We start from the raw sequence: 24,183 nt of genomic DNA on the forward strand, positions 1-24,183 counted from the left end.
GTTCCGTTCACCACGTCAAAACGATCTTGCCAATGTGCTGGTTCGACTCCATCAGCGCATGCGCCTGGGCCGCATCGGCTGCCGCGAAGGTGCTGTGGATGACCGGACGCACCGTGCCCGCCGCCAGCAGAGGCCACACCCGCTCGCGCAACGCGCGGGCAATAGCCCCCTTGAAGGCCACGGAGCGCGGACGCAGGGTGGAACCGGTGATGGTGAGCCTGCGGCGCAGGACCAGGCCCGCGTTGACCTCGCTCTTGACCCCACCCTGCACGGCGATGATGACGATGCGGCCATCCTCGGCCAGGCACTCGACCTCGCGCGCGACGTAGCCGCCCGCCACCATGTCCAGCACCACATCCACCCCCTTGCCGTCGGTGATGCGCTTGGCCTCGGCCACGAAGTCCTGCGACTTGTAGTTGATGGCATGGTGCGCACCCAGCTCCAGGCAGGCCCGGCACTTCTCATCGCTGCCCGCGGTGGCGATCACCGTGGCACCAAAGGCGCGTGCCAGCTGGATCGCCGTGACGCCGATGCCGCTGGTACCGCCCTGCACGAGCAGGGTTTCACTCGCCTGCAGGCGGCCGCGGTCGAAGACATTGCTCCACACGGTGAAGAAGGTCTCGGGCAGCGAGGCCGCCTCGATGTCGCTGAAGCCCGCCGGCACAGGCAGGCACTGCTCCACCGGCGCCACGCACCACTGGGCATAGCCGCCACCGGCGACCAGCGCGCAGACGCGGTCGCCAATGGCCAGGCCCGCCTGGGCCATGGCAGCGGCATCGCCCGCCTCCACCACGCCCGCCACCTCCAGACCCGGAAGGTCGGAGGTACCAGGCGGAGGTGCGTAGTGGCCCATGCGCTGCAGCACGTCAGGGCGGTTGATGCCGCTGGCACCCACGCGTATCAGCAGTTCGCCCACACCGGGCACCGGCACGGGACGCGCGCCCAGGCGCAGCACGTCCGGTGCACCGAACGAGGAGATTTCCACCGCTTGCATAGGATGCTCTGTTGTCATCGAGGGCATGGGGATAGCCGGCACCGGCCGCCACCGCGGGCCCGCCGTCCAGACGACCCACCCGCATGGCAGCCGGGGCAGCGGATCGACCGCTCATCGGACCGATCGCACCACCCGCTGGCAGTACCCGTTATTGCTGCTGTTGCTGTTGTTGCTGGTCCACAGGCTGGCGGTCGCGACCGTGGTCGCGGCGGGGCTCGCGGTCACCACGCTCTGCGGGCGCAGGGCGATCGCTGAAACCACCACCCGCAGGACGCTCGGCCAGGGCCTTCATGGACAGCTTGACGCGGCCCTTTTCGTCGGTTTCCATGACCTTGACCTTCACGATCTGGCCTTCGGTCAGGTAGTCGCCGACGCGCTCGACGCGCTCGTGCGCGATCTGGCTGATGTGCAGCAGGCCGTCCTTGCCAGGCAGCAGGTTGATCAAAGCACCGAAGTCCAGGATCTTGGTCACAGGGCCTTCGTAGACCTTGCCGATTTCGACTTCGGCGGTGATCTGCTCGATCCGGCGCTTGGCCTCGTCGGCCTTGGCGGCGTCGGTGGCGGCGATGGTGATGGTGCCGTCTTCCTCGATGTTGATCTGGCAACCGGTCTCTTCCGTCAGCGCACGGATGACGGCGCCGCCCTTGCCGATCACGTCGCGGATCTTCTCGGGGTTGATCTTCATCGTGTAGAGCTTGGGCGCGAAGTTGGACACTTCGGTCTTGGCTTCGCCCATGGCTTCCTGCATCTTGCCCAGGATGTGGATGCGCGCCTCCTTGGCCTGGGCCAGGGCGACCTGCATGATTTCCTTGGTGATGCCCTGGATCTTGATGTCCATCTGCAGCGCGGTGATACCAGCGGTGGTACCAGCGACCTTGAAGTCCATGTCGCCCAGGTGGTCCTCATCGCCCAGGATGTCGGTCAGCACGGCAAAGCGGTTGGCGTCCTTGATCAGGCCCATGGCGATGCCGGCCACATGCGCCTTCATGGGCACACCGGCGTCCATCATCGACAGGCAGCCGCCGCAGACCGAGGCCATGGACGAGGAGCCGTTGGATTCGGTGATTTCCGAGACCACGCGCACGGTGTAGGGGAACTCTTCCTTGGTCGGCAGCACGGCCACCAGGGCGCGCTTGGCCAGGCGGCCGTGGCCGATTTCGCGGCGCTTGGTGGAGCCCATGCGGCCCACTTCGCCGGTGGCGAAGGGAGGCATGTTGTAGTGCATCATGAAGCGGTCTTCGTACTCGCCGGCCAGGGCGTCGATGCGCTGGGCATCGCGCTCGGTACCCAGCGTGGTCACGACCAGCGCCTGGGTTTCACCGCGCGTGAACAGGGCCGAGCCGTGGGCACGGGGCAGCACGCTGTTGCGGATCTCGATGGGGCGCACGGTGCGCGTGTCGCGGCCATCGATGCGGGGTTCGCCCGCCAGGATCTGGCTGCGCACGATGCGCGCTTCGATGTCGAACAGCATGCCTTCGACCTTGACGGCGTCGAATTCCACGCCTTCGGCCTTGAGGCCGGCCATCACGGCAGCATAGGCTTCGCGGCAGGCTTGCGTGCGGCTTTGCTTGTTGCGGATCTGGTAGGCGGCGGCGAGCTTGTCGTCGGCCAGGGCACCGACCTTGGCGATCAGGGCCTCGTCCTTGGCGGGCGGCTGCCAGTCCCATGCGGGCTTGCCGGCATCGCGCACCAGGTCATGGATGGCGTTGATGGCGATATTGCCCTGCTGGTGGCCGAAGACCACGGCGCCGAGCATGATTTCTTCGGACAACTGCTGGGCTTCGGATTCGACCATCAGCACGGCGGCTTCGGTACCGGCCACGACCAGGTCCATCTGCGAGCTCTTGCGCGCGGTCTGGCCAGGGTTCAGCACGTATTCGCCATTGATGTAGCCCACACGCGCGGCGCCGATGGGGCCGGTGAACGGGATGCCGGAGATGGCCAGGGCAGCGCTGGTGGCGATCAGGGCGGCGATGTCGGCATCGACTTCGGGGTTCAGCGACACCGTGTGGATCACCACGTGCACTTCGTTGAAGAAGCCTTCGGGGAACAGCGGGCGGATCGGGCGGTCGATCAGGCGGCTGGTCAGCGTTTCGTGTTCGCTGGGCTTGGCTTCGCGCTTGAAGAAGCTGCCGGGGATCTTGCCGGCGGCGTAGGTTTTTTCGATGTAGTCGACGGTCAGGGGGAAGAAGTCCTGGCCCGGCTTGGCCGACTTGGAAGCCACCACGGTGGCCAGCACCACGGTGTCATCGATGTTCACCAGCACGGCGCCGGAGGCCTGGCGGGCGACTTCGCCCGTTTCCATGATGACGGTCTTGTCGCCCCATTGGAAGGTCTTGGTGACTTTGTTGAAAATGCTCATGTTCAGCTCCTATTGTTGTAGCTGGCAATGCAATGCCAGCATGGCTTGGAGTGCAATTCAGAACACGATGCCATTCCAGCGGACCTGACCCCGCAGCGGCGGCGGCAGGCCCGTTGGAATGACACAGCTTCGCTCTGTTTTGCGGCTCCGAAGTAAAAAACGCCTGAGCTAGCGGACTAACCCAGGCGTTTTTGCATGCGATGCAGCTTACTTGCGCAGACCCAGCTTGGCGATCAGCGCGGTGTAACGGTCGGCGTCCTTGGCCTTGAGGTAGTCCAGCAGCTTGCGACGACGGCTCACCATGCGCAGCAGGCCGCGGCGACCGTGGTGGTCCTTGGCATGCGTCTTGAAGTGGGGGGTCAGTTCGTTGATGCGGGCCGTCAGCAGGGCCACTTGCACTTCTGGGCTGCCAGTATCGTTGGCAGCACGGGCGTTGGCCTTGACGACTTCGGCCTTGATGGAGGATGCGATCATTGGGTTTTTCCTTGGATGAGGCCCCAGGCAGAACGCCGAAGACCCCGGTTTTTACTTGCGCCACCGGCTGGAAAGGCTGGGGGCGTGCGTCTTGCACCATGCAAAACCGTCGGATTATAACCCGCAGCCCGGCAAAGCGGTCTTTTCGGCCTTGCCGAAGCCCCAGGAGGCGCCCAGAATGGGCTCAATAGCGAGCACCCAGCCATCTCAAGGGGGCCGCCAAAAGCAAGCGGACAAAATACCCCCAAATGCAACAGAATGCGCGAAACAGCAGGCATGCGCCAACACTTGCATGCGGGCGAGGTAGCGGCGGCGCCCTTGGGAAACACCGTCTTTGGCCGCTTGTCCCGGCTTCCATGCCACTGGTCAGCACGCAATGGTCACGTCACATCCGGTCACTTAATATGAAAACCATGCAAGCATTGAGCCCCTCCCATTCGCCAGGAATTTTCGCCCTCCGAAGAGCAGTTCGCGCCAGCGCAGGATTCACGGCGATCGAGCTCATGGTGGTGGTGGCCATCGTTGGTGTGTTGACCGCACTCGCGGCGCCGAGTTTCACGCCCTTGATCGAGCGCTGGCGTGTTCGCGATGCGGCAGAAAGCATCACTGCCTCCGTTTATCTTGCGCGCTCGGAAGCCATCAAGCGGGGCGGCAACGTTGTCATCCGCAAGTTCAACAGCGGCGACACCACCAACGCTCCCACCTGCACCAACGGCACAGGCGCGACCCAGTGGGGATGCGGTTGGGAGGTCTTCGCCGACGTCAATGCCAATGGGATTCGAAACGCCTGCGTATCGACGGCAACCCCCAACGAATGCCCCATTCAAACTGTCACCCCCCCCACCCGTGTGACGGTCACCCTGACAGGCAGCGTTAATGGAGGGATTTCGATTGATCGCTGGGGCATGGCATCCCACACAGGGGGCGCCAGCACAGCGCCAACGAGCATGTTCTTTGCCATCACCCCCCAGGGCAAGGACATGACCGACCCCAATGCAGCCCGCCTTTGCGTTGGCATGGGTGGCCGCGTTGTCCGCAAGAAAGGGAGCGAAGCATGCTGAAAACCACACGCCCCTCGAAACCTGCGCGGACTGCAACCACGGGCCACAGCAACGCAGTCCCTTGCTCCAAAGGACATTCCATGCATTCCGCAAGCTTCCAAAGCAATGGCTCGCAACGTGGCGTCAGCCTGATCGAATCCCTCGTCGCCATTGTGGTCATGTCACTGGGAATTCTCGGCATCCTGGGGGTGCAGATGCGCACCCTGGCCGATACCCAGACCAGTGTGCGGCGCGCACAAGCCGTGCGGCTGATCGAAGACCTGAGCGAGCGCCTGAGTGTCAACCCCAATGCGCTCAACAACATCAATTCCTACCCTACCGCGTTCGGGGCCACCCCCACCGCCCCCTCCAAGAACTGCGCAACGGCCACGTGCAGCAACTCCGAGCTCGCCGCTTACGACCTTTCCCAATGGAAGCAGTCCGTCATAAACACGCTCCCCGCGTCCGACGCAGCGGTTTTTCTTGCCGGAGCGGAGACCGATGCGAATAACCGCCGCCAACTGGGGATCATGATCAGTTGGCGTGAAAACGAGCGGGATACGGCAGGCACCTACAAAGATGCCATCAATGCCGGTGTCGATGGCGGCACCGTCACCTGCCCCGCCAATCGCACATGCCACCTGCAATACATCTCGGTGAGCGCCCGTTGCGCGCCCTACTTTGCAGATACCAACGTGCAGTTCTTCTGCGCCGCAACCACCAGGAAAACCTGATGGCACAAGACCCCAGTCAGCCCTTCGCTGGACCCGCGCTTCTCCAGGCAAGCCCCATGAAATCCCCTATCACCCTATCCATTGCAGGCCGCCACCGCACACTACGGGCGCCGCACAAGCGGCCACACCCTGGCCAGCGTGGCTTCACGCTGGTGGAGTTGCTCGTAGGCATCACCATCGGCCTGTTGACCATCGCAGTGGCACTGGGCGCCATCGTGGCCTCGCGCGGAGTATCTGGAACAGTCAGCGATGCCAGCCAGTTGCAGCAGCAAGCTGCATATGCCTTTCGCGTCATGAGCAAGCAATTGCGGCAGGCGGGATCGCTGCGCCTGAACCTTGCTCCCCAGAAGCCGGATGCCGGCGCCGTGATCGACCCCGTGGAGGCCGTCGCATTTGAAACCAAGGCGACCGGCAGCGACAGTACAACGTTCGATCCGTTTGTTGACACACTCAGCGGGATAGACAACCCCACGAGCAGCCAGTACAAGCTCACCGTGGGATACCGCAACTACACCGAGACGGTGACAACCGGCACGGACTCCCTGCTGCGCGATTGCCTGGGCGGACAGACGGCCAATGCGTTGATCCAGAGCCGGTTTGTATTGAACACCACCACGAATGAGCTGCAGTGTGCCGGGTTGGGTGCTGCGCAGCCCATCATCCAGAACGTAGCCAACTTCCAGGTGCGCTACATGGTGCAGACCGACCCCGCCCCCTTCGGCAACCCCCAGATCCAATACCGCACCGCCACCCAGGTAGGAGCAGGAAACTGGGCCAGCGTGTTCGGCGTGGAGGTGTGCCTGGTGGTCTACGGCACGGAAAGGATCGACATGCCAGCGGGCAGTACCTACCGCGACTGCGATGGCACCACCAACGTTGACATGACAACACTGGCCTCGCCCCGGACCCGGCGCATGCACATGACCTTCCGCAACGTTTACATGCTGCGCAGCCAAGGCCTGGCCGGCTGACACCGGTCAAATGGAAAACACCATGCAACGTACCCCCCCCTTCTTCTTAGCGCGCCAACGCCAGCGCGGCATTTCGCTGTTCGTCGTGATCGTGCTCGTCATGCTGTCAATGCTCATCGCCCTGTGGGCGTCGCGCACAGCACTGTTCAACGAAATGATCGTGGGCAACGACGCCGACTACCAACGCGCATTCGAAGCCGCCCAGGCATTGCTGCAGGATGCAGAACTGGATGTGCGGGGTGAAAACTCCAATGGTTCAACTTGCGTGATAGATGGGAGCAATGGCAATGTCTGCCGCAATACCACCCAGGACAAGATTCCCCTCGAAGAAAAGGATGTCGCCGCCCTGTTGGCAGATCTCGATGGAGCAACGGGTGACGCTTTCAACGCAACGGCCAGCCCCAATGTCCCCTTGACAAAATGCCGCAATGGGCTGTGTCTCAAGCGCGTGGGACTGCAGGACTTCTGGAACAACAACACCGCAGCTTCGGGCGTTACTCTGGCCCAGATGACCAGCGGCGTGGGCGCTCGCTACGGACAGTACACCGGCGCCGCCTTTGGCTTGACAGGCAGTGGCAGCACCAGCAACCCCATATTGGCTGATCGCAGCGCCGCCAACCGCGGCGGCTGGTACTGGATCGAAGTGCTGCCCTACGACGCCACGGCAGGCAACACCGGCCTTGTCACCAACGGATCCAACAACCTTGCCCTCAATCTGCAGCCCAACGTGGTGTACCGGGTCACGGCCATCGCCTACGGCCTCAAGCCCAATACGCGCGTGGTATTGCAGCAAACCTACGCGCGTCAAAAACGCAAAGACTGATCCCTGGAGCTCACCATGACTTCAAAGCATTCTCACTTCAAGAAAACGCTGCTGGCGTCGATGATCAGCGCGGCCTTGGCGCCGCATGCCGCCTGGGCAATCGACTTCGCGCAGACACCGGCGGGCTCCGTGGAGCCTTTTGTGGCCCCCAACGTCATTATCTCCGTAGACGACTCGGGCAGTATGGACTTCTGCCTGAACAAGGAAAGCGCCTCGGACTGCATTGGCACCACGGATGCCAACAACAACACGGTGCCCAACGCCGACGGAACCTGGCCCGCCAACAGCCGGCGCATGAACGTCTTGAAGTACGCCCTCAAGAACGTCTTCAATGATCTGAGCCTGGTTCCTGACGGCAAGATCCGATTGGCCTGGCAGGTGCTGTGGAACAACGGCGGCTCACCCGGCGCCAAGGATGTGGGCAACAACGACCAGAATGCCATGCGCATACTGGACACCACCCACCGCACCAACTTCCTCACGTTCGTCGACAAGCTGAAACCCAGCGGCGGCACGCCATCCCATCTGATGATGAGCCAGGCCGATGCCTACATGCGGCGCACCACGATGGACCATACCAACCCCTGGGCATCGAAGCCGATGGTGCAGGCCACCCCATTTCTGGGATGCCGCCGCAGCTACCACATCATGATGACCGACGGCCGATGGAACGGTGCGGTATCGGGCGGACAGAAGGATGGCCCGGCGGCCGCCCTGACCCTGCCCGATGGCACCCAGTACGTTGCCAATACCGCAACGACGAGCCCCAACTACGCCCAGACCCGGATTTACCGCGATGCGTGGGGCGATACGCTGGCCGACTGGGCCTTCTACAGCTGGTCCGTGGACATGCAGACGGCCGCCAGCATGATCAACAACGTGCCGGAGACCAGCGAATACCGCAAGGCCCCCCCCACGGAAACCATTGGCGGCGTGGCGGTAGAGAAGTATTGGAACCCCAAGTACGACCCTGCAACCTGGCAGCACATGGTGACCTACACCATCGGCTTCAGTGACCTGGCACAGACATGGAAAGCCGATTTCACCGGCGCCAACACCAAATACAACCTCACCAAGCCCACGGAAACCGTGCCGTTTGGCTATGACGGCAGCGTCCCGGATCTGATCAGCGGCACCAAGGAATGGCCTCAGATGAGTGCAGAGGATCGCCGCGCACTGGACCTCTGGCATGCGTCCATCAATGGGCGCGGCAAGTTCTATGCCGTCAAGGAAGGCAATGACTTGCAGGAGGCCTTTCGCGCCATTCTGGCACGCATCGGCGGAGAGAACTCTCCAGATGCCGGTTCCACTGCCGCCAGTGGCACTACCGTGACCCGCAATGACGTCGCCAGCTTCACTGCGGGGTTCGACCCGACGAAGGCCTGGAAAGGCTGGATCACCAGCGAAACGGTCCAGAAGGACGGAACCGTTGTGCCCAATGTGGCTTGGGGCGGCAAAAACACGGCGGAAAAACTGGACGTGAGGGATATCAACACCCGCCTGATCCTCAGTTACAGCGATCTCAACAACTGGGGTGTGCCTTTCAAGTGGGCAACCGATCAGAGCAATCTGAGCACCACGCAGAAAACCTACCTCAGCCTGACCGACGCCGGTGCCAATGATGGCAAGGGACAGGATCGGCTCAACTTCATTCGTGGCAGCAGCAGCCTGTCGCCATTGGGCGCCCCTCCAATCGCCGAGACGACCCCGCCAGTCACGCCTGTATACACTGCGCTCAAGCCATTTCGCCAGCGCTACTCCATACAGGGCGACATCATCAATTCCAATGTCTGGTACACAGGCGCACCCGTCAGCAACTACGCGCTCAAGGGCTACACGACTTTCGCACGCCTGAACAAGGACCGCCAACCCATGGTCTATGTGGGTGGCAACGATGGCATGCTGCACGGCTTCTCGATGGCCGATGGCAGCGAAAAGATTGCCTACGTGCCCAAGGGCGTGATTCGGCAACTGGGCCGCCTTGCCGATCCCACCTTCGATGACCGCCACCTTTATTACGTGGACGGCTCTCCGTTCACAGGCGACGTGGACACCGCCACCGGGGACATACTGGACGCGGCGTACGTACCGGACTGGCGCACCATGCTGGTGGGCACCCTCGGTGCGGGCGGCAAAGGCTACTTCGTACTGGACGTGACCAACCCTGGAACCACGTCGGGTGGCGCCAGCAATTTCACCGAAGCCAATGCCAAAACCCTGGTGGTGATGGACAAGACTTTGCATGCCAGCGACACCATCCCCAACTGCGATGCCATCACCAATGCGACGGACAAGGCCAAGTGCAAGGACAGTGAGGACATGGGCCATATCTTCGCGCCACCGGTGCTGGACGACGCCAACCCACAGCGCACCACGCAAATCACGCGCATGAACAACAACCGCTGGGCGGTGGTGATGGGCAACGGCTACAACAGCAAGAACCAGCGGCCCGTGCTCATGATCCAGTACCTGGATGGCGCCAAGGAAGTTTTGCGCCTGGTGGCAACCGGTAGCCTGGCCACGGGCGCCGACATCAAGACAACCGACAACGGCCTGTCGGCACCTCGCCTTGTGGACATCAACGGCGATGGCCGTCCCGACGTGGCATATGCGGGCGACCTCAAAGGCAATATGTGGAAGTTCATCATCGCCAGCAGCACGCCGACCGAGTGGGGTGTTGCCTTCGGCGGTGCTCCGTTGTACACGGCAGTGGGGCTCGCCACGGCTTCGGCAACGACACGCAATGTTCCCCAGCCCATCACTATTCCGCCCACCGTGCGCGCCAATGACCGGTTTGCCAGCGGCAAGGCAGTGGGGGGCATGATGGTGGCGTTTGGCACGGGCCAGAACCTGGCAGTGGCGGACCGTCGGGCCGTTACCGTGCAGAGCATCTATTCCATACTGGACAACACCCGCTACCGCACCGTGGGAACCGGTGCTGCACAGCGCCTGGAAGTGCACCCCGGCGGTGGCACATGCCCATCAGGAGCCGATTGTGTTCCCGCCCCAGCGGCGGTTGGAACCGGCGTCAGCAGCCTGGCCAAGCAGTCTGTGAGTGTGTCGTCCGAAGCGGGCCAATTGGCCAGTGCCGGCCGCACCTTCTGGAACATGACCAAGGAAGGCAGCACCGTGACAGTAGACTGGACCACCCAGAAAGGCTGGTATCTGGATCTGCCCGACACCGGCGAAAGGCAACTCAAGCCCATGTCCTTCTTTGACGGCAGCAACATCATGGCCATATATTCGCAGGTGCCTGCCATGGGCAACGAAGCAGTGGACCTGACGGTGGAAGTCTGCGAAGCCTCCACGGAAGCCGAGCGTCAATATCTGACATTGATCAACATCATGGATGCAAAGCCTGCAACCGTTCCGCTGATGGACCTGACCGGCGACGGCAAGTACAACAGCGCGGACAAGGGCGTATCCCGCATGGGCGTGTCCAAAGGGGCGCAAACCATGATCAAGAAGGGCAACCGCATCATCAACTATGGCAAGGGCCAGAAGGATGAGTTCAACACCATGCCAGAGCAATCCATGCGCCCCAGCTGGCGCCAACTGCAATGAACACCGCTTACAGGAGCAGGCACCCCATGCGTCAGAAAAACCAGGGCTTTACGCTGATTGAACTGATGATCGTAGTGGCGGTCATCGGTATCCTGACAGCGATCGCCGTACCCAGTTATGCCGAGTATGTGCGCCGTGGACACCGCGCGGACGCCCGTGCCGGCCTGCTCCAGGCAGCCCAGTACATGGAGCGCGCGGCCACTGCGACGGGGTCCTACCCTGTCGTGACTTCGGCCGCCCCCCTCCCTACCAGCCTGACTTGGCTCAACAACCCCGACAAGCGCTACACCATTTCGGTGTCAAACTCCACCGCAACCACCTTCACTCTCACTGCCACACGTGATGCAGGAACCGCCCAGGCAAACGATAAATGCGGCAACCTGACTCTTACCCAGGCAGGCGTTCAGGGAATGGCCACGGGCACCACCACCCTCACCCCGGCCGAATGCTGGAACAAGTGACCCCGCAAACCTCCGACAGCAGCCCCCGCATGCGCTAGCATGCACGCCACCATGGCGACCTCTTCGGAACAACAGCACACCACCAAAGCGCTTGAGCTAGCCACTCAGGCGCTTTTTCTTTCCAACCCCAACCCCCGCGTGGGCTGCGTGATCACCGCCCCTGATGGCAGCATCCTCGGCCAGGGCTTCACCCAGCAGGCCGGAGGCCCGCATGCCGAGGTCATGGCGCTGCGCGATGCGGCGGCCCGGGGCAATGATGTGCGCAAGGCCACCGCCTACGTCACGCTGGAGCCGTGCTCGCACCAGGGGCGCACAGGGCCCTGCTGCGATGCGCTGATCGGCGCCGGCATCGGCAAGGTGGTGGCATCGATTGCCGACCCCAACCCCCTGGTCTCCGGCCAGGGCTTTGCGCGCCTGCGCGCGGCGGGCGTGGAGGTGGTCGTGGGGCTGGGCGCTGCGGAATCGCGTGAACTCAACATCGGTTTCTTCAGCCGCATGGTGCGCGGCACGCCCTGGGTGCGCATGAAAACGGCCGCCTCGCTTGACGGCACCACCGCCCTGACCAACGGGCAGAGCCAGTGGATCACCTCGCCCGAGGCCCGGGCCGATGGCCATGCCTGGCGCGCGCGTGCCTGCGCCGTGCTCACGGGCATCGGCACCGTGCTCGACGACGACCCGCGGCTGGATGTGCGCGATGTCGCCACGCCGCGCCAGCCGCACCTGGTGATCGTCGACAGCCAGTTGCAGACCCCGCTGCAGGCCCGTTTGTTCTCCATCCCGGGCCGCACCTGCCTCATCTACACCGCCAGCGACGATGCCGCCAAACAAGCAGCCCTGGAGGGCCAGGGCGCCACGGTGATCCGCCTTCCCAATGCCCAGGGCAAAGTGGACCTGGGCGCCATGCTCCAGGACCTGGGCCGCAAGCGAGCCGTCAACGAGCTGCACGTGGAGGCCGGCCACAAGCTCAATGGATCCTTCCTGCGCGAGGGGTTGGTGGATGAGCTGCTGCTCTATCTGGCGCCCCGGCTGCTGGGCCCCGGCCTGGGCATGGCCCAGACAACCCCCTTGCAGGCGCTGGCGGATGGGACCGCGCTCGACTACGTCTCCGCGGACCGGATCGGGCCCGATCTGCGCATCGTTGCCCGGGTTCAGGGGCGCGACCGCTTCTGACCTGGCTACCAACCTGCACACGCACCAAAACAGTACAGCACCACCACGGTGAGCCATGCCACATGCTGGCGCATTTTTTGCTTTATATTGGTGCATTCATTGCATGACGCAGTGAAGCGCACCAAAACAGATCAAACAATCGCGTGGAGATGGTATGGAAGCACTCAAACAGGGCACGGACGCCTTGTTCATTCTGCTCGGGGCAATCATGGTGCTGGCCATGCATGCCGGGTTCGCCTTTCTGGAGCTGGGCACGGTCCGCAAGAAGAACCAGGTGAACGCACTGGTCAAGATCCTGGTGGACTTCTCCGTGTCCACCGTGGTGTATTTCGCGGTGGGCTACAGCGTGGCCTACGGCACCCATTTCTTCGTGGGGGCCGACACCCTGGTCCAGCAAAGCGGCTATTCGCTGGTCAAGTTCTTCTTCCTCCTGACCTTCGCGGCGGCCATTCCGGCCATCATTTCCGGGGGCATCGCCGAGCGCGCCAAGTTCTGGCCGCAGCTGATCGCCACGGCCATCATCGTCGGCTTTGTTTATCCCTTCTTCGAGGGCATCGCCTGGAACCAGCATTTCGGCGTGCAGGCCTGGATCAAGTCGCTCACGGGCGAGGAGTTCCATGACTTCGCCGGTTCGATCGTGGTGCATGCCGTGGGCGGCTGGATCGCCCTGCCGGCCGTGGTTCTGCTCGGCTCGCGCGCCAACCGCTACCGCAAGGATGGCGCCATCTCGGCCCACCCGCCATCGAACATCCCCTTCCTGGCCCTCGGTGCCTGGGTGCTGGTGGTGGGCTGGTTCGGCTTCAACGTGATGAGCGCACAGACCGTGGACAAGCTTTCGGGCTTGGTGGCGGTCAACTCGCTGATGGCCATGGTGGGCGGCACACTGGCCGCGCTGGTGCTGGGCAAGAACGACCCGGGCTTCGTGCACAACGGCCCCCTGGCGGGCCTGGTGGCAGTCTGCGCGGGCTCTGACCTCATGCACCCTCTGGGCGCCCTGGTCACGGGCGCCATCGCGGGCAGCATTTTCGTGCTGCTGTTCACCCTGACCCAGAACAAATGGAAGATCGACGACGTGCTCGGCGTCTGGCCCCTGCACGGCCTGTGCGGCACCTGGGGCGGCCTGGCGGCAGGCATTTTCGGCAGCAAGGCCCTGGGCGGTCTCGGCGGCGTGGCCTTCGGCGCACAGCTCATCGGCACCACCCTGGGCGTGGCCTGGGCCCTGCTGGGCGGGCTGGTGGTGTACGGCGCCCTCAAGGCCACGGTGGGCCTCAGGCTGTCGCAGGAAGAGGAATTCGACGGCGCGGACCTCTCCATCCACAAGATCAGCGCCACGCCGGACCGTGAAGTGAGCTGGTAGGCACGGAAGGGGCCGACCCGCGCCTGTTCGGCGTGGCGCCATTCACACAGCGTTACGTATCGGCGCCCCGTCCGACACCCTGCGGTGAAGCGGCAGGCTATACCTGGGTAGTCTCCAGAAGCCTGCCGCCCACCTATGCCCACCGCCCTCACCTTGAAGAGCCTCGCAGCCACCGCCCGGTTCGGCTGGATGGGTCTTGCGGTCACCCTTGCCATGGCGGTGATCACGGGCTGCACCAGCTTGCCGCAGGATGTGGCGCGCCCCGAGTCCACGGCCCTCTCGGCGCCCGCCAGCACCCCGCTGGGGCAGTTGGTGGAGGCCAACCGCAAGGCGGCAGGCGCCCGCCACCCCTCGGGTTTCCTGTTGCTGGGAGGGCCCCAGGAGGCCTACAGCAGCCGCCTGGCGCTGGTCGAGGCGGCGCAGAAGACCCTGGATCTGCAGTACTACGCCATCCATGCCGATGCCAGCACCGAGCGCCTACTGCGCGGTGTGGTGGATGCCGCACAGCGCGGGGTGCGGGTGCGGGTCCTGCTCGATGACTTCCACAGCGCCGGGCGGGATGCGCAGGTGATGCGCCTGGCCTTCGTGCCCAACATCGAGATGCGCATGTTCAACCCGCTCACCGGGGCGCGCAGCTCCACGCTGGGCCGCATGCTCGGGGCGGCCAACGATTTCTCGCGGGCCCAGCAGCGCATGCACAACAAGCTCTTCATTGCCGACAACGCCATGGGCGTCACCGGCGGGCGCAACCTGGGCGACGCCTACTTCGGCACGGCCGATGCCGGCAACTTCGTCGACCTCGACGTACTGGCCGCCGGCCCCATCGTGCAGGACCTCTCGCGCAGCTTCGACCACTACTGGAACAACCAGCGCGCCTACCCCGTGCAGTCGCTGGTCACGCGCGAGGAACTGGACACCATGCGCAGCCAGTACGAAGCGGCCGATGCCGCCGAGCGTGAGCGCCAGGTGGCCCTGGGCACGCCCCAACCCCCGGTCGACGAACCGGCCCCGAACCAGGACCATCCCAGGGCTGCGCAAGCCGGCCGCAGCCGCATCTGGGACTACCAGCCCATGGACCTGGGCAGCGCGGCTTTTGTCTGGGCACCGGCGGTGGTGCTGGTCGACCAGCCCGCCAAGATCCCGGCCGAAGGCCAGGCCAGCACCTCTTCGCCAGCCCCGGCAACCGCCAGTGCGTCGAGCAATGCCCGGCAGGCCGCGCGCATCGCCCCTCCGGCAGGCGGCGGTGCCCCCGCAGCCGCCAGTGGCACGGCAGCAGCGCCACTGCCTTCCACGGACATGGCGGATGCCGGCGAAGGCGATACGGTGGTTGATGGCCTGCTGCACCTGATGGGCCAGGCCCGGCGAGAGCTGCTCATCATTTCGCCCTACTTTGTGCCCGGCCCGGACATGAAACGGGCCTTTGCCCAAGCCCGCGAACGCGGTGTGCGGGTGCGGGTGCTCACCAACTCGCTCGCCTCCAACGACGCGCCCATCGCCCATGCCGGCTATGCCCGGCACCGGCCCGAGCTGCTGGCCATGGGGGTGGAACTCTACGAGATGCGCAGCGAGCTCACAGGCCTGGGCACGGCGCTGGGAATGCCGGGCGGCTCCTCCGGGGGCGGCAACACCTCGCCCACCGGTTCGGTGGGCGGCTCCCGCGCCATGCTGCACTCCAAGGTGCTGGTGATGGACGGCCGCCTGGTCGCCATCGGCTCCATGAATCTGGACATGCGCTCACAAAAGCAGAACACCGAGATCGCACTGCTGATCCGCAGCACCGAACTGGCACGCCGCATCACCACCCGGCTCGAGCCGGCCCTGGGCGAACTGGCCTGGCGCGTGGAGCTGCAGCAGCCCGGCAACCGACTGCTGTGGCATGCACCCCAGGGCAGCGGCCTGCAGGACAGCACCACCGAGCCGGACGCCTCCGCCCCGCTCAGGCTGATGCTGCAGTTGCTCGGTCCGCTGGCACCGGACCACCTGCTGTAGCAGACCCGCCCTCCTGCAGCGCCGCCACCCAGGCACTGATGGCCCGCTGGTCGGTCATCGTGCGGACATGCTGGTAGGCCGCCTCGCCCTCGGGGAAGCGCCGGCGCATCAGGTTCAGCCACTGCTTGAGGCGGCCGGCGCGCTGGCGTGGCTCCAGGTCGTCGCAGACCAGTTGCCAGAACGCGGCGATGTGCGGCAGCAAGTCGCCCCACCCCACAGTGTCGGCCCCCGGCGTGCCGGCATCGCTGGCACGGATGGCCCGCGCCAGCCCCGGGTCGGCCACCATGCCGCGCCCCAGCATCAAGGCATCGCAACCCGACACCGCGCGGCAACGCAGCGCGTCGGCCACGGTCCAGATCTCGCCATTGGCCACCACGGGCAGGGCCACAGCAGCACGGATGGCCGGTATTTGCTCCCAATAGGCCGGCGGCCGGTAGCCATCGGCCTTGGTGCGGGCATGCACCACCAGCTCGCAGGCCCCGCCCGCCTCCATGGCCTGCGCGCATTCGCGCATCAGCCCGGCGTCGTTAAAGCCCAGGCGCATCTTGGCCGACACGGGCAGGTGCGCCGGCACGGCACGCCGCACCGCCGCCACCACCGTGGCGATGCGTTCGGGTTCCTGCAGCAGCGCCGCCCCGCCGCCGTGGCGATTCACCACCTTGGCCGGGCAGCCGAAGTTCAGGTCGATCCCCTCGGGGCCCAGCGCCGCCAGGCGTGCCGCATTCTCGGCCATGCTCACCGGGTCGGAGCCGAGCAACTGCGCGCGCACCGGCACCCCGGCCAGCGTGCGGCTGCCGTTGCGCAATTCGGGCAGGTAGCGCAGGAACACCTTGTCCGGCAGCAGCGTGCCGGTGATGCGGATGAATTCGGACACGCAGCGGTCCACGCCGCCCACCCGGGTGAGCACGTCACGCAGCACAAAATCGAGAAGCCCCTCCATCGGGGCCAGCAGCAGGGTCATCGCACCAAAAACACCAAGAACAGGAAATGCCGCGGGGCGGCCTGGAGCAGCCCCCCCCCGTCGACAAACCTCCATTTTGCGGCACCCGGGTCATCACAGCGTCATGCCGGGATGCTGCAATGGCAGGTACACCGTCCCGTACCCGCCCGCGCCTCCATCATGCTGCTCCAAAAAACCGACAAAGCCCGCCTGGAACTCTCGCCCGGGGTCCGCACCCTGAGCCTGCGCGAACGGTCCCTGCTGCTGCTGGCCGACGGCAAATCGCTGTCGGACCTGCAGGCCATGTACAACGGCATCGGCGCGCAGATCGTGGACAACCTCATGCGCCAGGGCTACCTGGCCGGACCGGCCACGCTGCCGGATGCGCCCAGCGCCGCCGTGGCGCCGGCCGACATCGCCGAGGCTCCCAAGGCAGTGCCCCAGGAACCCGTGGCCGCAGCCCACAAGCCCCAGGACCCCAGCGATGCCCTGCGTTCGCTCGCCGGCACGCGCATGTACCTGTTCGACATCTGCGAGCGCATGTTCGCACGCCGGGACCCGGCCCTGGCCAGGCAATTCCACGAGGCCCTGCGTGGTGCGCGCGACCGTGCCAGCATGCTCGACGTGGGCGAAGCCCTGCTGGAGGAAGTGGCACAGATGGCTGGGGCCGAACGCGCGCAGACCATCCGCGACCGCATGGACCAGTTGCTGCCCCGGGAACCCGAAAGCACCACCTCAGAGGCCTGAGCCGGGCTCTTGCGGGTCCGCAGGTTCAGCCGATGGCTGCCAACCGCCAGAGGGAAGTCACTTCGGCGGAACGGGCGGCGTGCAAAGCATCTGCGGCATCCGCGGCCTTGGCATGCCGGGGTTGCACATCGTGGCGGCCGAGGATGCGCAAGCCGCCCTCGGCGATCCAGCCCAGCAGTTGCTCGCGCGGGCGCAGTTCCAGGTGCTCGGCCAGGTCCGACAGGATCAGCCAGCCTTCGCCGCCCGGCTCCAGATGGGCCGCCAGGCCCGCCAGAAAGCCGCGCAGCATGCGGCTGCCCTCGTCGTACACGGCATGCTCGATGGGTGAACTCGGGCGTGCCGGCACCCAGGGCGGGTTGCACACCACCAAGGGCGCCCGGCCCGGCGGAAACAAGTCCTCCTGCAGCAACTCCACCCGGTCCGCCACCCCCAGGCGTTTGAGGTTGTCGCGCGCGCAGGCCATGGCGCGCGGATCCTGGTCGGTGGCCACCACGCGCTGCACGCCGCGGCGCACCAGCACGGCCGACAGCACCCCGGTGCCCACGCCGATGTCGAACGCCAGTGCGGTGGAGGGCAGCGAGGTCTGGGCCACCAGGTCCACATACTCGCCGCGCACCGGAGAGAACACACCGTAGTGCGGATGGATGCGGTTGTGCGGGCCTGCGCCCAGCGCGGGCACTTCCACGCCCTTCTTGCGCCATTCGAAGGCGCCCACCAGGCCCAGCAGCTCACGCAGCGTGGCCACCGAGGCTTCGCCGTCGGCGGGGCCCCAGGCCTCGGTACAGGCCTGGCGCCAGTCGGGCGCACGGCGCAGGTCGATGCCGTAGTCGGGCGAAAGGGGGATCAGGATCGATGACAGAACCCGCGCGCGCTGGGCCTGCGCCTGGCGGTGCAGGTGAAACGCCTGGGCCGGGGTGGCAGTGGCCGCCTTCTCGGCGGCCTTGGCAGCCGCCTTGCGCGGTTTGCGGTCCACCCGGCGCATCAGCGCCTGCAGCAGCATGCGCGCATTCTGGAAATCCCCCTGCCAGAGCAGTCCTGTCCCCTCGCAAGCGAGGCGGTAGGCGGTATCGGCAGACAGGGTGTCGTCGGCGGTCACCACCCGGCGCGGGGCCGGCGCGCTGCTTTCAGAGCGCCACCGGGCACTGTGGGCCTGGCCCAGGTGGTTCCACGCGATCATGGGGGCTCAGTTGGTGATCGGGCGCTTCAGGCGCACTTCTTCGATCTTGACGCCGCCGATCACATTGGTCTTGGCGGTGGAGAGCTCCTGCTTGAAGCCTGCCAGCTCGTGGAAGCGGATGGCGCGCTCGTTGCGCAGCGGCACCCAGGCGGTGACATTGGTGCAGCCTTCTTCCTGGAGGCCATCGCGGGCGGCATCCCACAGGGCCAGGCCGACGCCCTGGTTCCAGTGGCTGGGGGCCGCGTAGATAGCCCAGATTTCGCCGGTGGTGGGGCGGGACTTCTCATCGCGCGAGCGGTCATAGCCGACGAAGCCGACAATCTTCTCGCCATCGATGGCCACCTGCACCTGGGGTTCGCAATACTCGATGGCTTCGCGCCAGTAGGCCTGGCGCTTGTCGACGGAGGACATGGACTTCAATTGCTCGTCTGGCACCAGCCCCTTGTAAGCCTCTTGGGCGGAGACGGTGTGGATCTGGGCGATGGCTTTGGCATCGCGAAGCGTAGCGGGACGAACCTGGATACTGGACATGAAAAAACCGAACGAAAACAGGGTGTGAAAAAACGAAAGGACCGGCATTGTCGCCGCAAACGGTTTTTCACCCCTCGCCGGTAGGGTACCCGGGCCTGCGGGTTGCCCGCCGACAGCCCCTGAAAGGCGGGTTCCGAACGCCTCGTCAGGCCAGGGCCATCGAGCCGCCAAGCCCGTTTTCGGCGCGCTCGCGGGCCGATTGGGCCAGTGCGCGCTTGTTGCGCGGGCGTGGCACCTTCACCTCGGGCGGCATGCCGTTGATTGCGTTCAGGCCCACGACCAGCGTCACGGTGCGCGAGCCGCCATCGCGCTCGTCGGGGGCATAGGCGCGGTAGCTGCCGCTGCCCTGGCCATGGCTGCGTTGCACGGTATGGAACACGATGCGCACCCCGCTGACCCGGTGGCCGCTGAAGGGCAGCACGCGCAGGCGTGCATCGCGGTCCAGTGCCAGGCCCATGCAGCCCGGGCGGTTGATGAGGTCGGTGCGGGCGCTGCGCCAGGTCAGGCCGTTGTCGGTGGAAAACTGCCAATTGCCCGCCTGCGCATCCAGGTGCTCGATGATCACACCCGCCGAGGCCAGCAGATCGGGACAGTTGTCGTGCACGATCTGTGCGATGCAGTTGCCGCCCACGCCCACGCCGGCGGAGGGCTTGTGCTCGGGCGATGAAGGCGTCGGATTCTGGAAAGCGCTGGCAGTCATGTTGTATTCCCCTGGTGGTTGGATGGATGGTTGGTCCCTGCCAACCGCCACAGTGCACTGGCAACATACGGTAGTGTGCTCAGTCCATGGGGTAAAGTCTAGAAACCACCTGCCCTTGCGTCCATCGCACAAATGGACTAGTTGGTCCCGGTTCCCTCACCCGGTGTTGTGCGCAATACTCAGGGCATGCCTGCCAGCCTGCTGCTCATTGACGACCACACCCTGTTTCGCACCGGGCTGCGCCTGATCGTGCAAGACCACCCTGCCGTGGGTTCCATTGCCGAGGCCGGCTCCATTGCCGACGCCTGCGCCCTGGCCCCGGCCGCTGTGGACCTGGTGCTGCTGGATATCCAGCTGCCCGGCATGAGCGGCCTTGATGGCCTGCGCCTGCTGCGCCAGTCCTATCCCAGCGCCCGCATCGTCCTGGTCTCGGCCAGCATTGCGCCCGACGCCGTGTACGAGGCCCGCTCGCGCGGTGCCGACGGTTTTCTGCCCAAATCAGCCAGCGGCGAGGACATCCTGGAGGCGATCAGCATCTCCCTCTCGGGCCAGCCCTGCTTCCCGCCGAACAGCGGAAACGCCGCCACCGTGCGTGCGCCCGCCGCACCCACCCTCACGGCGCGCCAGCTCGAAGTGCTGTCGCTGCTGTGCACCGGCAAGCCCAACAAGGTCATCGCGCGCCACCTGGGCCTGAGCGAGAACACCGTGCGTGTGCACGTGGCCGCCATCTTCGCGCAACTGGGCGTCAACAGCCGCAGCGCCGCGCTGCTGGCGGCCCAGCGCCTGGGCCTGTCCACGCCGCCGCTCCATGACCTTGTCTGAAGCCCTGCCGCTGATCCCGCGCTGGCCCTGGTCGCGCCGGCGCTGGGAGCGCGAAGAGGTCCTGCGCGAGCAGGTCACGCTGCTGCGACAGAACTTTCCCATGACCCTGCTGGCGTCGCTGGCCACGGCCCTGGGCACCCTGTGGGTGATGGCACGCGTGGCGGACACCCAGGTGGTCAGTATCTGGCTGGTCTCGCATGCGCTGGTGGTCGTCGGGGTGTACGCCACACTGCGCGGCATGGCGCCGCAGCGCGACCCGGTACTGCACTCGGCGCGCAAGCTCATGGCCTGCATGGCCGCCATGGGCCTGAGCTGGGGCAGCCTGGGCTACGTGGTGCTGTACTGGGGCACACCCGAGAGCGTGATCTACGCCATCGGCATCGTCAGCACCGTGTCCTCAGGCGCGCTGGGCCTGGGCGCGCCGCTGTACCGCGCCTATATCACCTACCTCACCTGCGCCGTGGGGGGCATCTTCGTGGCCGTGGCCATGAGCGGCGGCCCGGCCATGTGGCCGGCGCTGTTCCTGGTGCTGGTGTACTACGCGCTCACCGGCCTGCAGGCCAGCACGGGCGATACGGCCACGCGCCGCAGCATCGCCCTCAAGCTCGAGAACGAGCGCCTGGTGGCCGAGCTGCGCGCCGAATCGCAACGCGCCCTGGCCGCGCAGGAGGAGGCCGAGCGCGCCGACCGGGACAAATCGCGCTTTCTGGCCGCCGCCAGCCACGACCTGCGCCAGCCGCTGCACGCCATGGGCCTGTTCCTGGAAACCCTGCAGCGCAGCCCCATGAGCCCGCACCAGCTCACCGTGCTGGGCCATGCCCACGCCGCCTCCAGCGCAGCCGTGGAAATGCTCACCACCCTGCTCGACTATTCCCGGTTGGAGGCTGGCGTGGTCAAGGTGCGGCCCACCGCCTTCGCCGTGCAGCCCCTGCTGACCGCACTGGAGCAGGAGTTCGGCGTGCAGGCCGACAATGCCGGGCTGGTCTACCGCACACACGAAACCTCGGCCGCGGCCCATGCCGACCGCTCGCTGGTCATGCTGGTCATGCACAACTTCATCTCCAACGCACTGCGCTACACCGCGCGCGGCGGTGTGCTCATCGCCTGCCGGCGCCGGGGCCGGCGCATCGCCCTGGAAGTGTGGGACACGGGCGCCGGCATTCCACAAAGCCAGTGGGACAACGTGTTCAAGGAATTCCACCAGCTGGGCAACCCCGAACGCGACCGACGCAAGGGCCTGGGCCTGGGCCTGGCCATCGTCAAGCGCCTGGTGCGCGAAATGGGGACCGCAGTGGAAATCAACTCCCACCCGGGCCGGGGTTCGGTGTTCAGGCTCTGGCTCGACCTGTGGCAGGGCGCCCTGGAGGACGAAGCACCGCCCTCCTTCAGCCACTACGACCTCACCGGCCTGCATGTGCTGGCCATCGACGACGACGAATCCGTGCGCCTGGGCATGCAGGCCCTGCTGCAAAGCTGGGGCTGCCGCTGCACCACGGCCGAATCCAGCGCCGATGCGCTGGAACACATCGAGGACAGCACGCCCGACCTGATCATCACCGACTTCCGCCTGCGCCACGAAGAAACCGGCAAGCAGGTGCTGCAGGCGCTGCGCGCATATCTGGGCGTGCCCGTGCCGGCCATCATCATGACCGGCGACACCTCACCCCAGCGCCTGCGCGACGCGCAGACCACCTCGGCCCTGCTGCTGCACAAGCCCGTGTCCACGGGACAGCTGCGCGATGCCATCGTGCAGCTGGTCAGCGGTGCCTCCCCGGCCATACCAGGGCCTGCGCGACCGGCTACAGCACCCAGCGGCGAAGAAAGCCCATGACCTGGTCGAAGCGCGCGCCGTAGGGCGGGTAGAACACCGATCCCATTGCCCAGCGCGACTGCACCAGCACCGACTTCTGGTGGCAAAAGCGCAGAAAGCCCGGCTCCCCGTGGTAGGCCCCCCAGCCGCTGTCACCTACGCCGCCAAAGGGCAGGTTGTCGTGGGTGATGTGCATGAGGGTGTCGTTGACGGTCACGCCACCGCTCACGGTGCGGCGCAGCACGTCGTCGCGCACGGCCTCGCTCTGGCCGAACCAGTACAGCGCCAGCGGCCGCGGGCCGGCATTGATGTGCGCCACGGCATCGTCCAGGCGCTCGTACGAGATCACAGGCAAGACGGGCCCGAAGATCTCCTCCTGCATGATCTGCATGTCCGACGTGACGCCGAACACCAGGGTAGGCGCCATCTGACGGCTCACGCCATCGCCCAGCGTGCCCACCGTGTTCACCACCGGCTTGCCGGCCGTGGGGTCGATGGCCTGCACCTCGGCCCCCTGCGTCTGCGCCTGCTGCAGCATGGTGCGCAGCCGCGCGTGGTGGCGCGGCGTGATGATGGAGGCGTAGTCGGGGTTGCCCTCGATGGTCGGGAACAGCCGCGCCACGGCGGCCCGGTAGGCGTTGGCAAACTCGGTTTCGCGCCCGCGCGGTACCAGCACGTAGTCGGGCGCAATGCAGGTCTGGCCGGCATTGAGCAACTTGCCATGCGCGATCTTGAGCGCGGCATCCTGCATGTCGCAATCGCCGTCAATGATGCAGGGCGACTTGCCGCCCAGCTCCAGCGTGGTGGGCGTGAGGTTCTGCGCAGCGGCCAGCGCCACCTTGCGCCCCACCGGCGTCGAACCCGTGAACACCAGGTGGTCGAAGGGGAGCGAGGCGAACAGGGCCGCCACGTTGGCATCGCCCTGCACCACGCAGAATTCATCGGGCGCAAAGAACTGGGCCACCAGCAGCGCCAGTTGGGCCGAGGTGTGGGGCGTGAGCTCGCTGGGCTTGAGCATCACGCGGTTGCCCGCCGCCAGTGCCGTGATGGCCGGCGCCAGGGCCAGTTGGATGGGGTAGTTCCACGGAGCGATCACCCCCACCACCCCGAGCGGCTGGCGCTGAATGTGCGCGGAGGCAGGCTGAAGGTAGATCGGTGTGCGCACCTTCTGCGGCTTCATCCAGCGCGCCAGGTGCGAGAGGGTGTGCGACAGCAGCGAGCGCAGCACGAAGAAATCCGCCACCTCGGTGAGCCGCGGCGAGCGCATGCCGAAATCGGCCTGTACCGCAGCCGCCAGCACGGCGCCGTTTTCGTCGAGCAGCTTGCGCAGGCGCAGCAGGCGTTCGCGGCGCACAAGCAGAGGCACCTCGACCTGTGTGCGGCTGGCCTGCCGCTGGGTTTCAAAGAGGGCGTGGATGTCGGCTGGTGTCATGGAACGCATGATAGAGGCCCCTGCGCCTGCGACCGGGCCATGCCAGCGCGTCCAGAGGGGCATGCCGAGCGCTGCCGGCGGCCCC

General features: G+C 65.8%; 20 protein-coding genes. 12 read left to right on the top strand and 8 right to left on the bottom strand.

The genetic code is table 11. The features are described 5' to 3' along the window. Positions 1–7: 7 nt before the first annotated feature. The 3 genes from AC07X5_RS19835 to rpsO all read right to left on the bottom strand — a co-directional run bounded on the left by AC07X5_RS19835 (position 8) and on the right by rpsO (position 3,830). The gene (locus AC07X5_RS19835; protein WP_494771521.1) at positions 8–994 is read right to left on the bottom strand and encodes an NAD(P)H-quinone oxidoreductase; all 987 of its coding nucleotides are present in this window, start codon (positions 992–994) and stop codon (positions 8–10) included. Between the two features lie 148 nt (positions 995–1,142). After that, positions 1,143–3,356, bottom strand: coding sequence for a polyribonucleotide nucleotidyltransferase (pnp, locus tag AC07X5_RS19840; protein WP_494771522.1), 2,214 nt, complete (start codon positions 3,354–3,356; stop codon positions 1,143–1,145). A gap of 207 nt (positions 3,357–3,563) precedes the next feature. After that, on the bottom strand, positions 3,564–3,830 hold the full coding sequence (gene rpsO, locus AC07X5_RS19845) for a 30S ribosomal protein S15 (RefSeq protein WP_005793232.1): 267 nt from the start codon (positions 3,828–3,830) through the stop codon (positions 3,564–3,566). Positions 3,831–4,234: 404 nt separating this feature from the next. On the opposite strand from rpsO, the gene AC07X5_RS19850 reads away from it, so the two are divergent. From AC07X5_RS19850 to AC07X5_RS19890, 9 genes are all read left to right on the top strand, one after another. Next, complete coding sequence (locus tag AC07X5_RS19850; RefSeq protein ID WP_494771523.1) at positions 4,235–4,891, top strand: GspH/FimT family pseudopilin; 657 nt, start codon at positions 4,235–4,237, stop codon at positions 4,889–4,891. Between the two features lie 80 nt (positions 4,892–4,971). Further along, positions 4,972–5,604, top strand: coding sequence for a type IV pilus modification protein PilV (pilV, locus tag AC07X5_RS19855; RefSeq protein WP_494771524.1), 633 nt, complete (start codon positions 4,972–4,974; stop codon positions 5,602–5,604). Then, entirely contained in the window at positions 5,604–6,575 is a 972-nt protein-coding gene (locus tag AC07X5_RS19860) for a PilW family protein (RefSeq protein WP_494771525.1), read from the top strand. Before pilV ends, AC07X5_RS19860 begins: the two co-directional genes overlap by 1 nt. A gap of 22 nt (positions 6,576–6,597) precedes the next feature. After that, the gene (locus tag AC07X5_RS19865; RefSeq protein ID WP_409964228.1) at positions 6,598–7,398 is read left to right on the top strand and encodes a pilus assembly PilX family protein; all 801 of its coding nucleotides are present in this window, start codon (positions 6,598–6,600) and stop codon (positions 7,396–7,398) included. A 15-nt stretch (positions 7,399–7,413) separates the two neighbouring features. Beyond that, a complete protein-coding gene (locus tag AC07X5_RS19870; RefSeq protein ID WP_494771526.1) occupies positions 7,414–10,962 on the top strand; it encodes a pilus assembly protein in 3,549 nt (1,182 codons plus the stop codon). Between the two features lie 26 nt (positions 10,963–10,988). Beyond that, positions 10,989–11,423, top strand: a complete 435-nt coding sequence (locus AC07X5_RS19875; protein WP_494771527.1) for a type IV pilin protein — start codon at positions 10,989–10,991, stop codon at positions 11,421–11,423. Positions 11,424–11,474: 51 nt separating this feature from the next. Continuing rightward, a complete protein-coding gene (gene ribD / locus AC07X5_RS19880) occupies positions 11,475–12,593 on the top strand; it encodes a bifunctional diaminohydroxyphosphoribosylaminopyrimidine deaminase/5-amino-6-(5-phosphoribosylamino)uracil reductase RibD (protein WP_494771528.1) in 1,119 nt (372 codons plus the stop codon). Between the two features lie 154 nt (positions 12,594–12,747). After that, positions 12,748–13,950: an ammonium transporter gene (locus AC07X5_RS19885; protein ID WP_494771529.1), complete on the top strand. Its 1,203-nt coding sequence runs from the start codon at positions 12,748–12,750 to the stop codon at positions 13,948–13,950. A 135-nt stretch (positions 13,951–14,085) separates the two neighbouring features. Then, positions 14,086–15,939, top strand: a complete 1,854-nt coding sequence (locus tag AC07X5_RS19890) for a phospholipase D family protein (protein ID WP_494771530.1) — start codon at positions 14,086–14,088, stop codon at positions 15,937–15,939. On the opposite strand, the gene AC07X5_RS19895 is transcribed toward AC07X5_RS19890, so the two are convergent. Then, a complete protein-coding gene (locus AC07X5_RS19895) occupies positions 15,887–16,900 on the bottom strand; it encodes a tRNA dihydrouridine synthase (protein ID WP_494771531.1) in 1,014 nt (337 codons plus the stop codon). The two genes, AC07X5_RS19890 and AC07X5_RS19895, sit on opposite strands and share 53 nt — an antisense overlap. A gap of 159 nt (positions 16,901–17,059) precedes the next feature. Between AC07X5_RS19895 and AC07X5_RS19900 the strand changes: the two genes are divergently transcribed. Continuing rightward, the gene (locus AC07X5_RS19900; RefSeq protein WP_409964221.1) at positions 17,060–17,626 is read left to right on the top strand and encodes a hypothetical protein; all 567 of its coding nucleotides are present in this window, start codon (positions 17,060–17,062) and stop codon (positions 17,624–17,626) included. Between the two features lie 25 nt (positions 17,627–17,651). Here AC07X5_RS19900 and AC07X5_RS19905 read toward each other — a convergent pair whose 3' ends face one another. The 3 genes from AC07X5_RS19905 to AC07X5_RS19915 all read right to left on the bottom strand — a co-directional run bounded on the left by AC07X5_RS19905 (position 17,652) and on the right by AC07X5_RS19915 (position 20,034). Next, complete coding sequence (locus AC07X5_RS19905) at positions 17,652–18,803, bottom strand: methyltransferase (RefSeq protein ID WP_494771532.1); 1,152 nt, start codon at positions 18,801–18,803, stop codon at positions 17,652–17,654. A gap of 6 nt (positions 18,804–18,809) precedes the next feature. Beyond that, positions 18,810–19,334 (bottom strand): GNAT family N-acetyltransferase, encoded by a 525-nt coding sequence (locus tag AC07X5_RS19910; RefSeq protein WP_409964219.1) that lies wholly within the window; start codon positions 19,332–19,334, stop codon positions 18,810–18,812. Positions 19,335–19,479: 145 nt separating this feature from the next. After that, entirely contained in the window at positions 19,480–20,034 is a 555-nt protein-coding gene (locus AC07X5_RS19915; RefSeq protein WP_409964218.1) for a hypothetical protein, read from the bottom strand. A gap of 186 nt (positions 20,035–20,220) precedes the next feature. Between AC07X5_RS19915 and AC07X5_RS19920 the strand changes: the two genes are divergently transcribed. Then, positions 20,221–20,856, top strand: a complete 636-nt coding sequence (locus AC07X5_RS19920) for a response regulator (RefSeq protein ID WP_409964217.1) — start codon at positions 20,221–20,223, stop codon at positions 20,854–20,856. After that, entirely contained in the window at positions 20,843–22,687 is a 1,845-nt protein-coding gene (locus tag AC07X5_RS19925) for an ATP-binding response regulator (protein WP_494771533.1), read from the top strand. Before AC07X5_RS19920 ends, AC07X5_RS19925 begins: the two co-directional genes overlap by 14 nt. On the opposite strand, the gene AC07X5_RS19930 is transcribed toward AC07X5_RS19925, so the two are convergent. Next, the gene (locus AC07X5_RS19930; protein ID WP_409964215.1) at positions 22,656–24,098 is read right to left on the bottom strand and encodes a coniferyl aldehyde dehydrogenase; all 1,443 of its coding nucleotides are present in this window, start codon (positions 24,096–24,098) and stop codon (positions 22,656–22,658) included. The genes AC07X5_RS19925 and AC07X5_RS19930 overlap by 32 nt on opposite strands. Between the last annotated feature and the right edge of the window lie 85 nt (positions 24,099–24,183).

This window comes from Acidovorax sp. GW458-11-26-14-TSB4 (genome assembly GCF_059423865.1).

Excerpts from the sequence above, each read along its gene's own strand:
- AC07X5_RS19905 (WP_494771532.1), bottom strand. The coding sequence starts at position 18,803 with ATGATCGCGTGGAACCACCTGGGCCAGGCCCACAGTGCCCGGTGGCGC.
- AC07X5_RS19915 (WP_409964218.1), bottom strand. The coding sequence starts at position 20,034 with ATGACTGCCAGCGCTTTCCAGAATCCGACGCCTTCATCGCCCGAGCAC.
- AC07X5_RS19860 (WP_494771525.1), top strand. The coding sequence starts at position 5,604 with ATGGCACAAGACCCCAGTCAGCCCTTCGCTGGACCCGCGCTTCTCCAG.
- AC07X5_RS19850 (WP_494771523.1), top strand. The coding sequence starts at position 4,235 with ATGAAAACCATGCAAGCATTGAGCCCCTCCCATTCGCCAGGAATTTTC.
- pilV (WP_494771524.1), top strand. The coding sequence starts at position 4,972 with ATGCATTCCGCAAGCTTCCAAAGCAATGGCTCGCAACGTGGCGTCAGC.
- AC07X5_RS19885 (WP_494771529.1), top strand. The coding sequence starts at position 12,748 with ATGGAAGCACTCAAACAGGGCACGGACGCCTTGTTCATTCTGCTCGGG.
- rpsO (WP_005793232.1), bottom strand. The coding sequence starts at position 3,830 with ATGATCGCATCCTCCATCAAGGCCGAAGTCGTCAAGGCCAACGCCCGT.
- AC07X5_RS19910 (WP_409964219.1), bottom strand. The coding sequence starts at position 19,334 with ATGTCCAGTATCCAGGTTCGTCCCGCTACGCTTCGCGATGCCAAAGCC.
- AC07X5_RS19920 (WP_409964217.1), top strand. The coding sequence starts at position 20,221 with ATGCCTGCCAGCCTGCTGCTCATTGACGACCACACCCTGTTTCGCACC.
- AC07X5_RS19895 (WP_494771531.1), bottom strand. The coding sequence starts at position 16,900 with ATGACCCTGCTGCTGGCCCCGATGGAGGGGCTTCTCGATTTTGTGCTG.
- AC07X5_RS19835 (WP_494771521.1), bottom strand. The coding sequence starts at position 994 with ATGCAAGCGGTGGAAATCTCCTCGTTCGGTGCACCGGACGTGCTGCGC.
- AC07X5_RS19870 (WP_494771526.1), top strand. The coding sequence starts at position 7,414 with ATGACTTCAAAGCATTCTCACTTCAAGAAAACGCTGCTGGCGTCGATG.
- ribD (WP_494771528.1), top strand. The coding sequence starts at position 11,475 with ATGGCGACCTCTTCGGAACAACAGCACACCACCAAAGCGCTTGAGCTA.
- AC07X5_RS19925 (WP_494771533.1), top strand. The coding sequence starts at position 20,843 with ATGACCTTGTCTGAAGCCCTGCCGCTGATCCCGCGCTGGCCCTGGTCG.
- AC07X5_RS19890 (WP_494771530.1), top strand. The coding sequence starts at position 14,086 with ATGCCCACCGCCCTCACCTTGAAGAGCCTCGCAGCCACCGCCCGGTTC.
- AC07X5_RS19900 (WP_409964221.1), top strand. The coding sequence starts at position 17,060 with ATGCTGCTCCAAAAAACCGACAAAGCCCGCCTGGAACTCTCGCCCGGG.
- AC07X5_RS19875 (WP_494771527.1), top strand. The coding sequence starts at position 10,989 with ATGCGTCAGAAAAACCAGGGCTTTACGCTGATTGAACTGATGATCGTA.
- AC07X5_RS19930 (WP_409964215.1), bottom strand. The coding sequence starts at position 24,098 with ATGACACCAGCCGACATCCACGCCCTCTTTGAAACCCAGCGGCAGGCC.
- AC07X5_RS19865 (WP_409964228.1), top strand. The coding sequence starts at position 6,598 with ATGCAACGTACCCCCCCCTTCTTCTTAGCGCGCCAACGCCAGCGCGGC.
- pnp (WP_494771522.1), bottom strand. The coding sequence starts at position 3,356 with ATGAGCATTTTCAACAAAGTCACCAAGACCTTCCAATGGGGCGACAAG.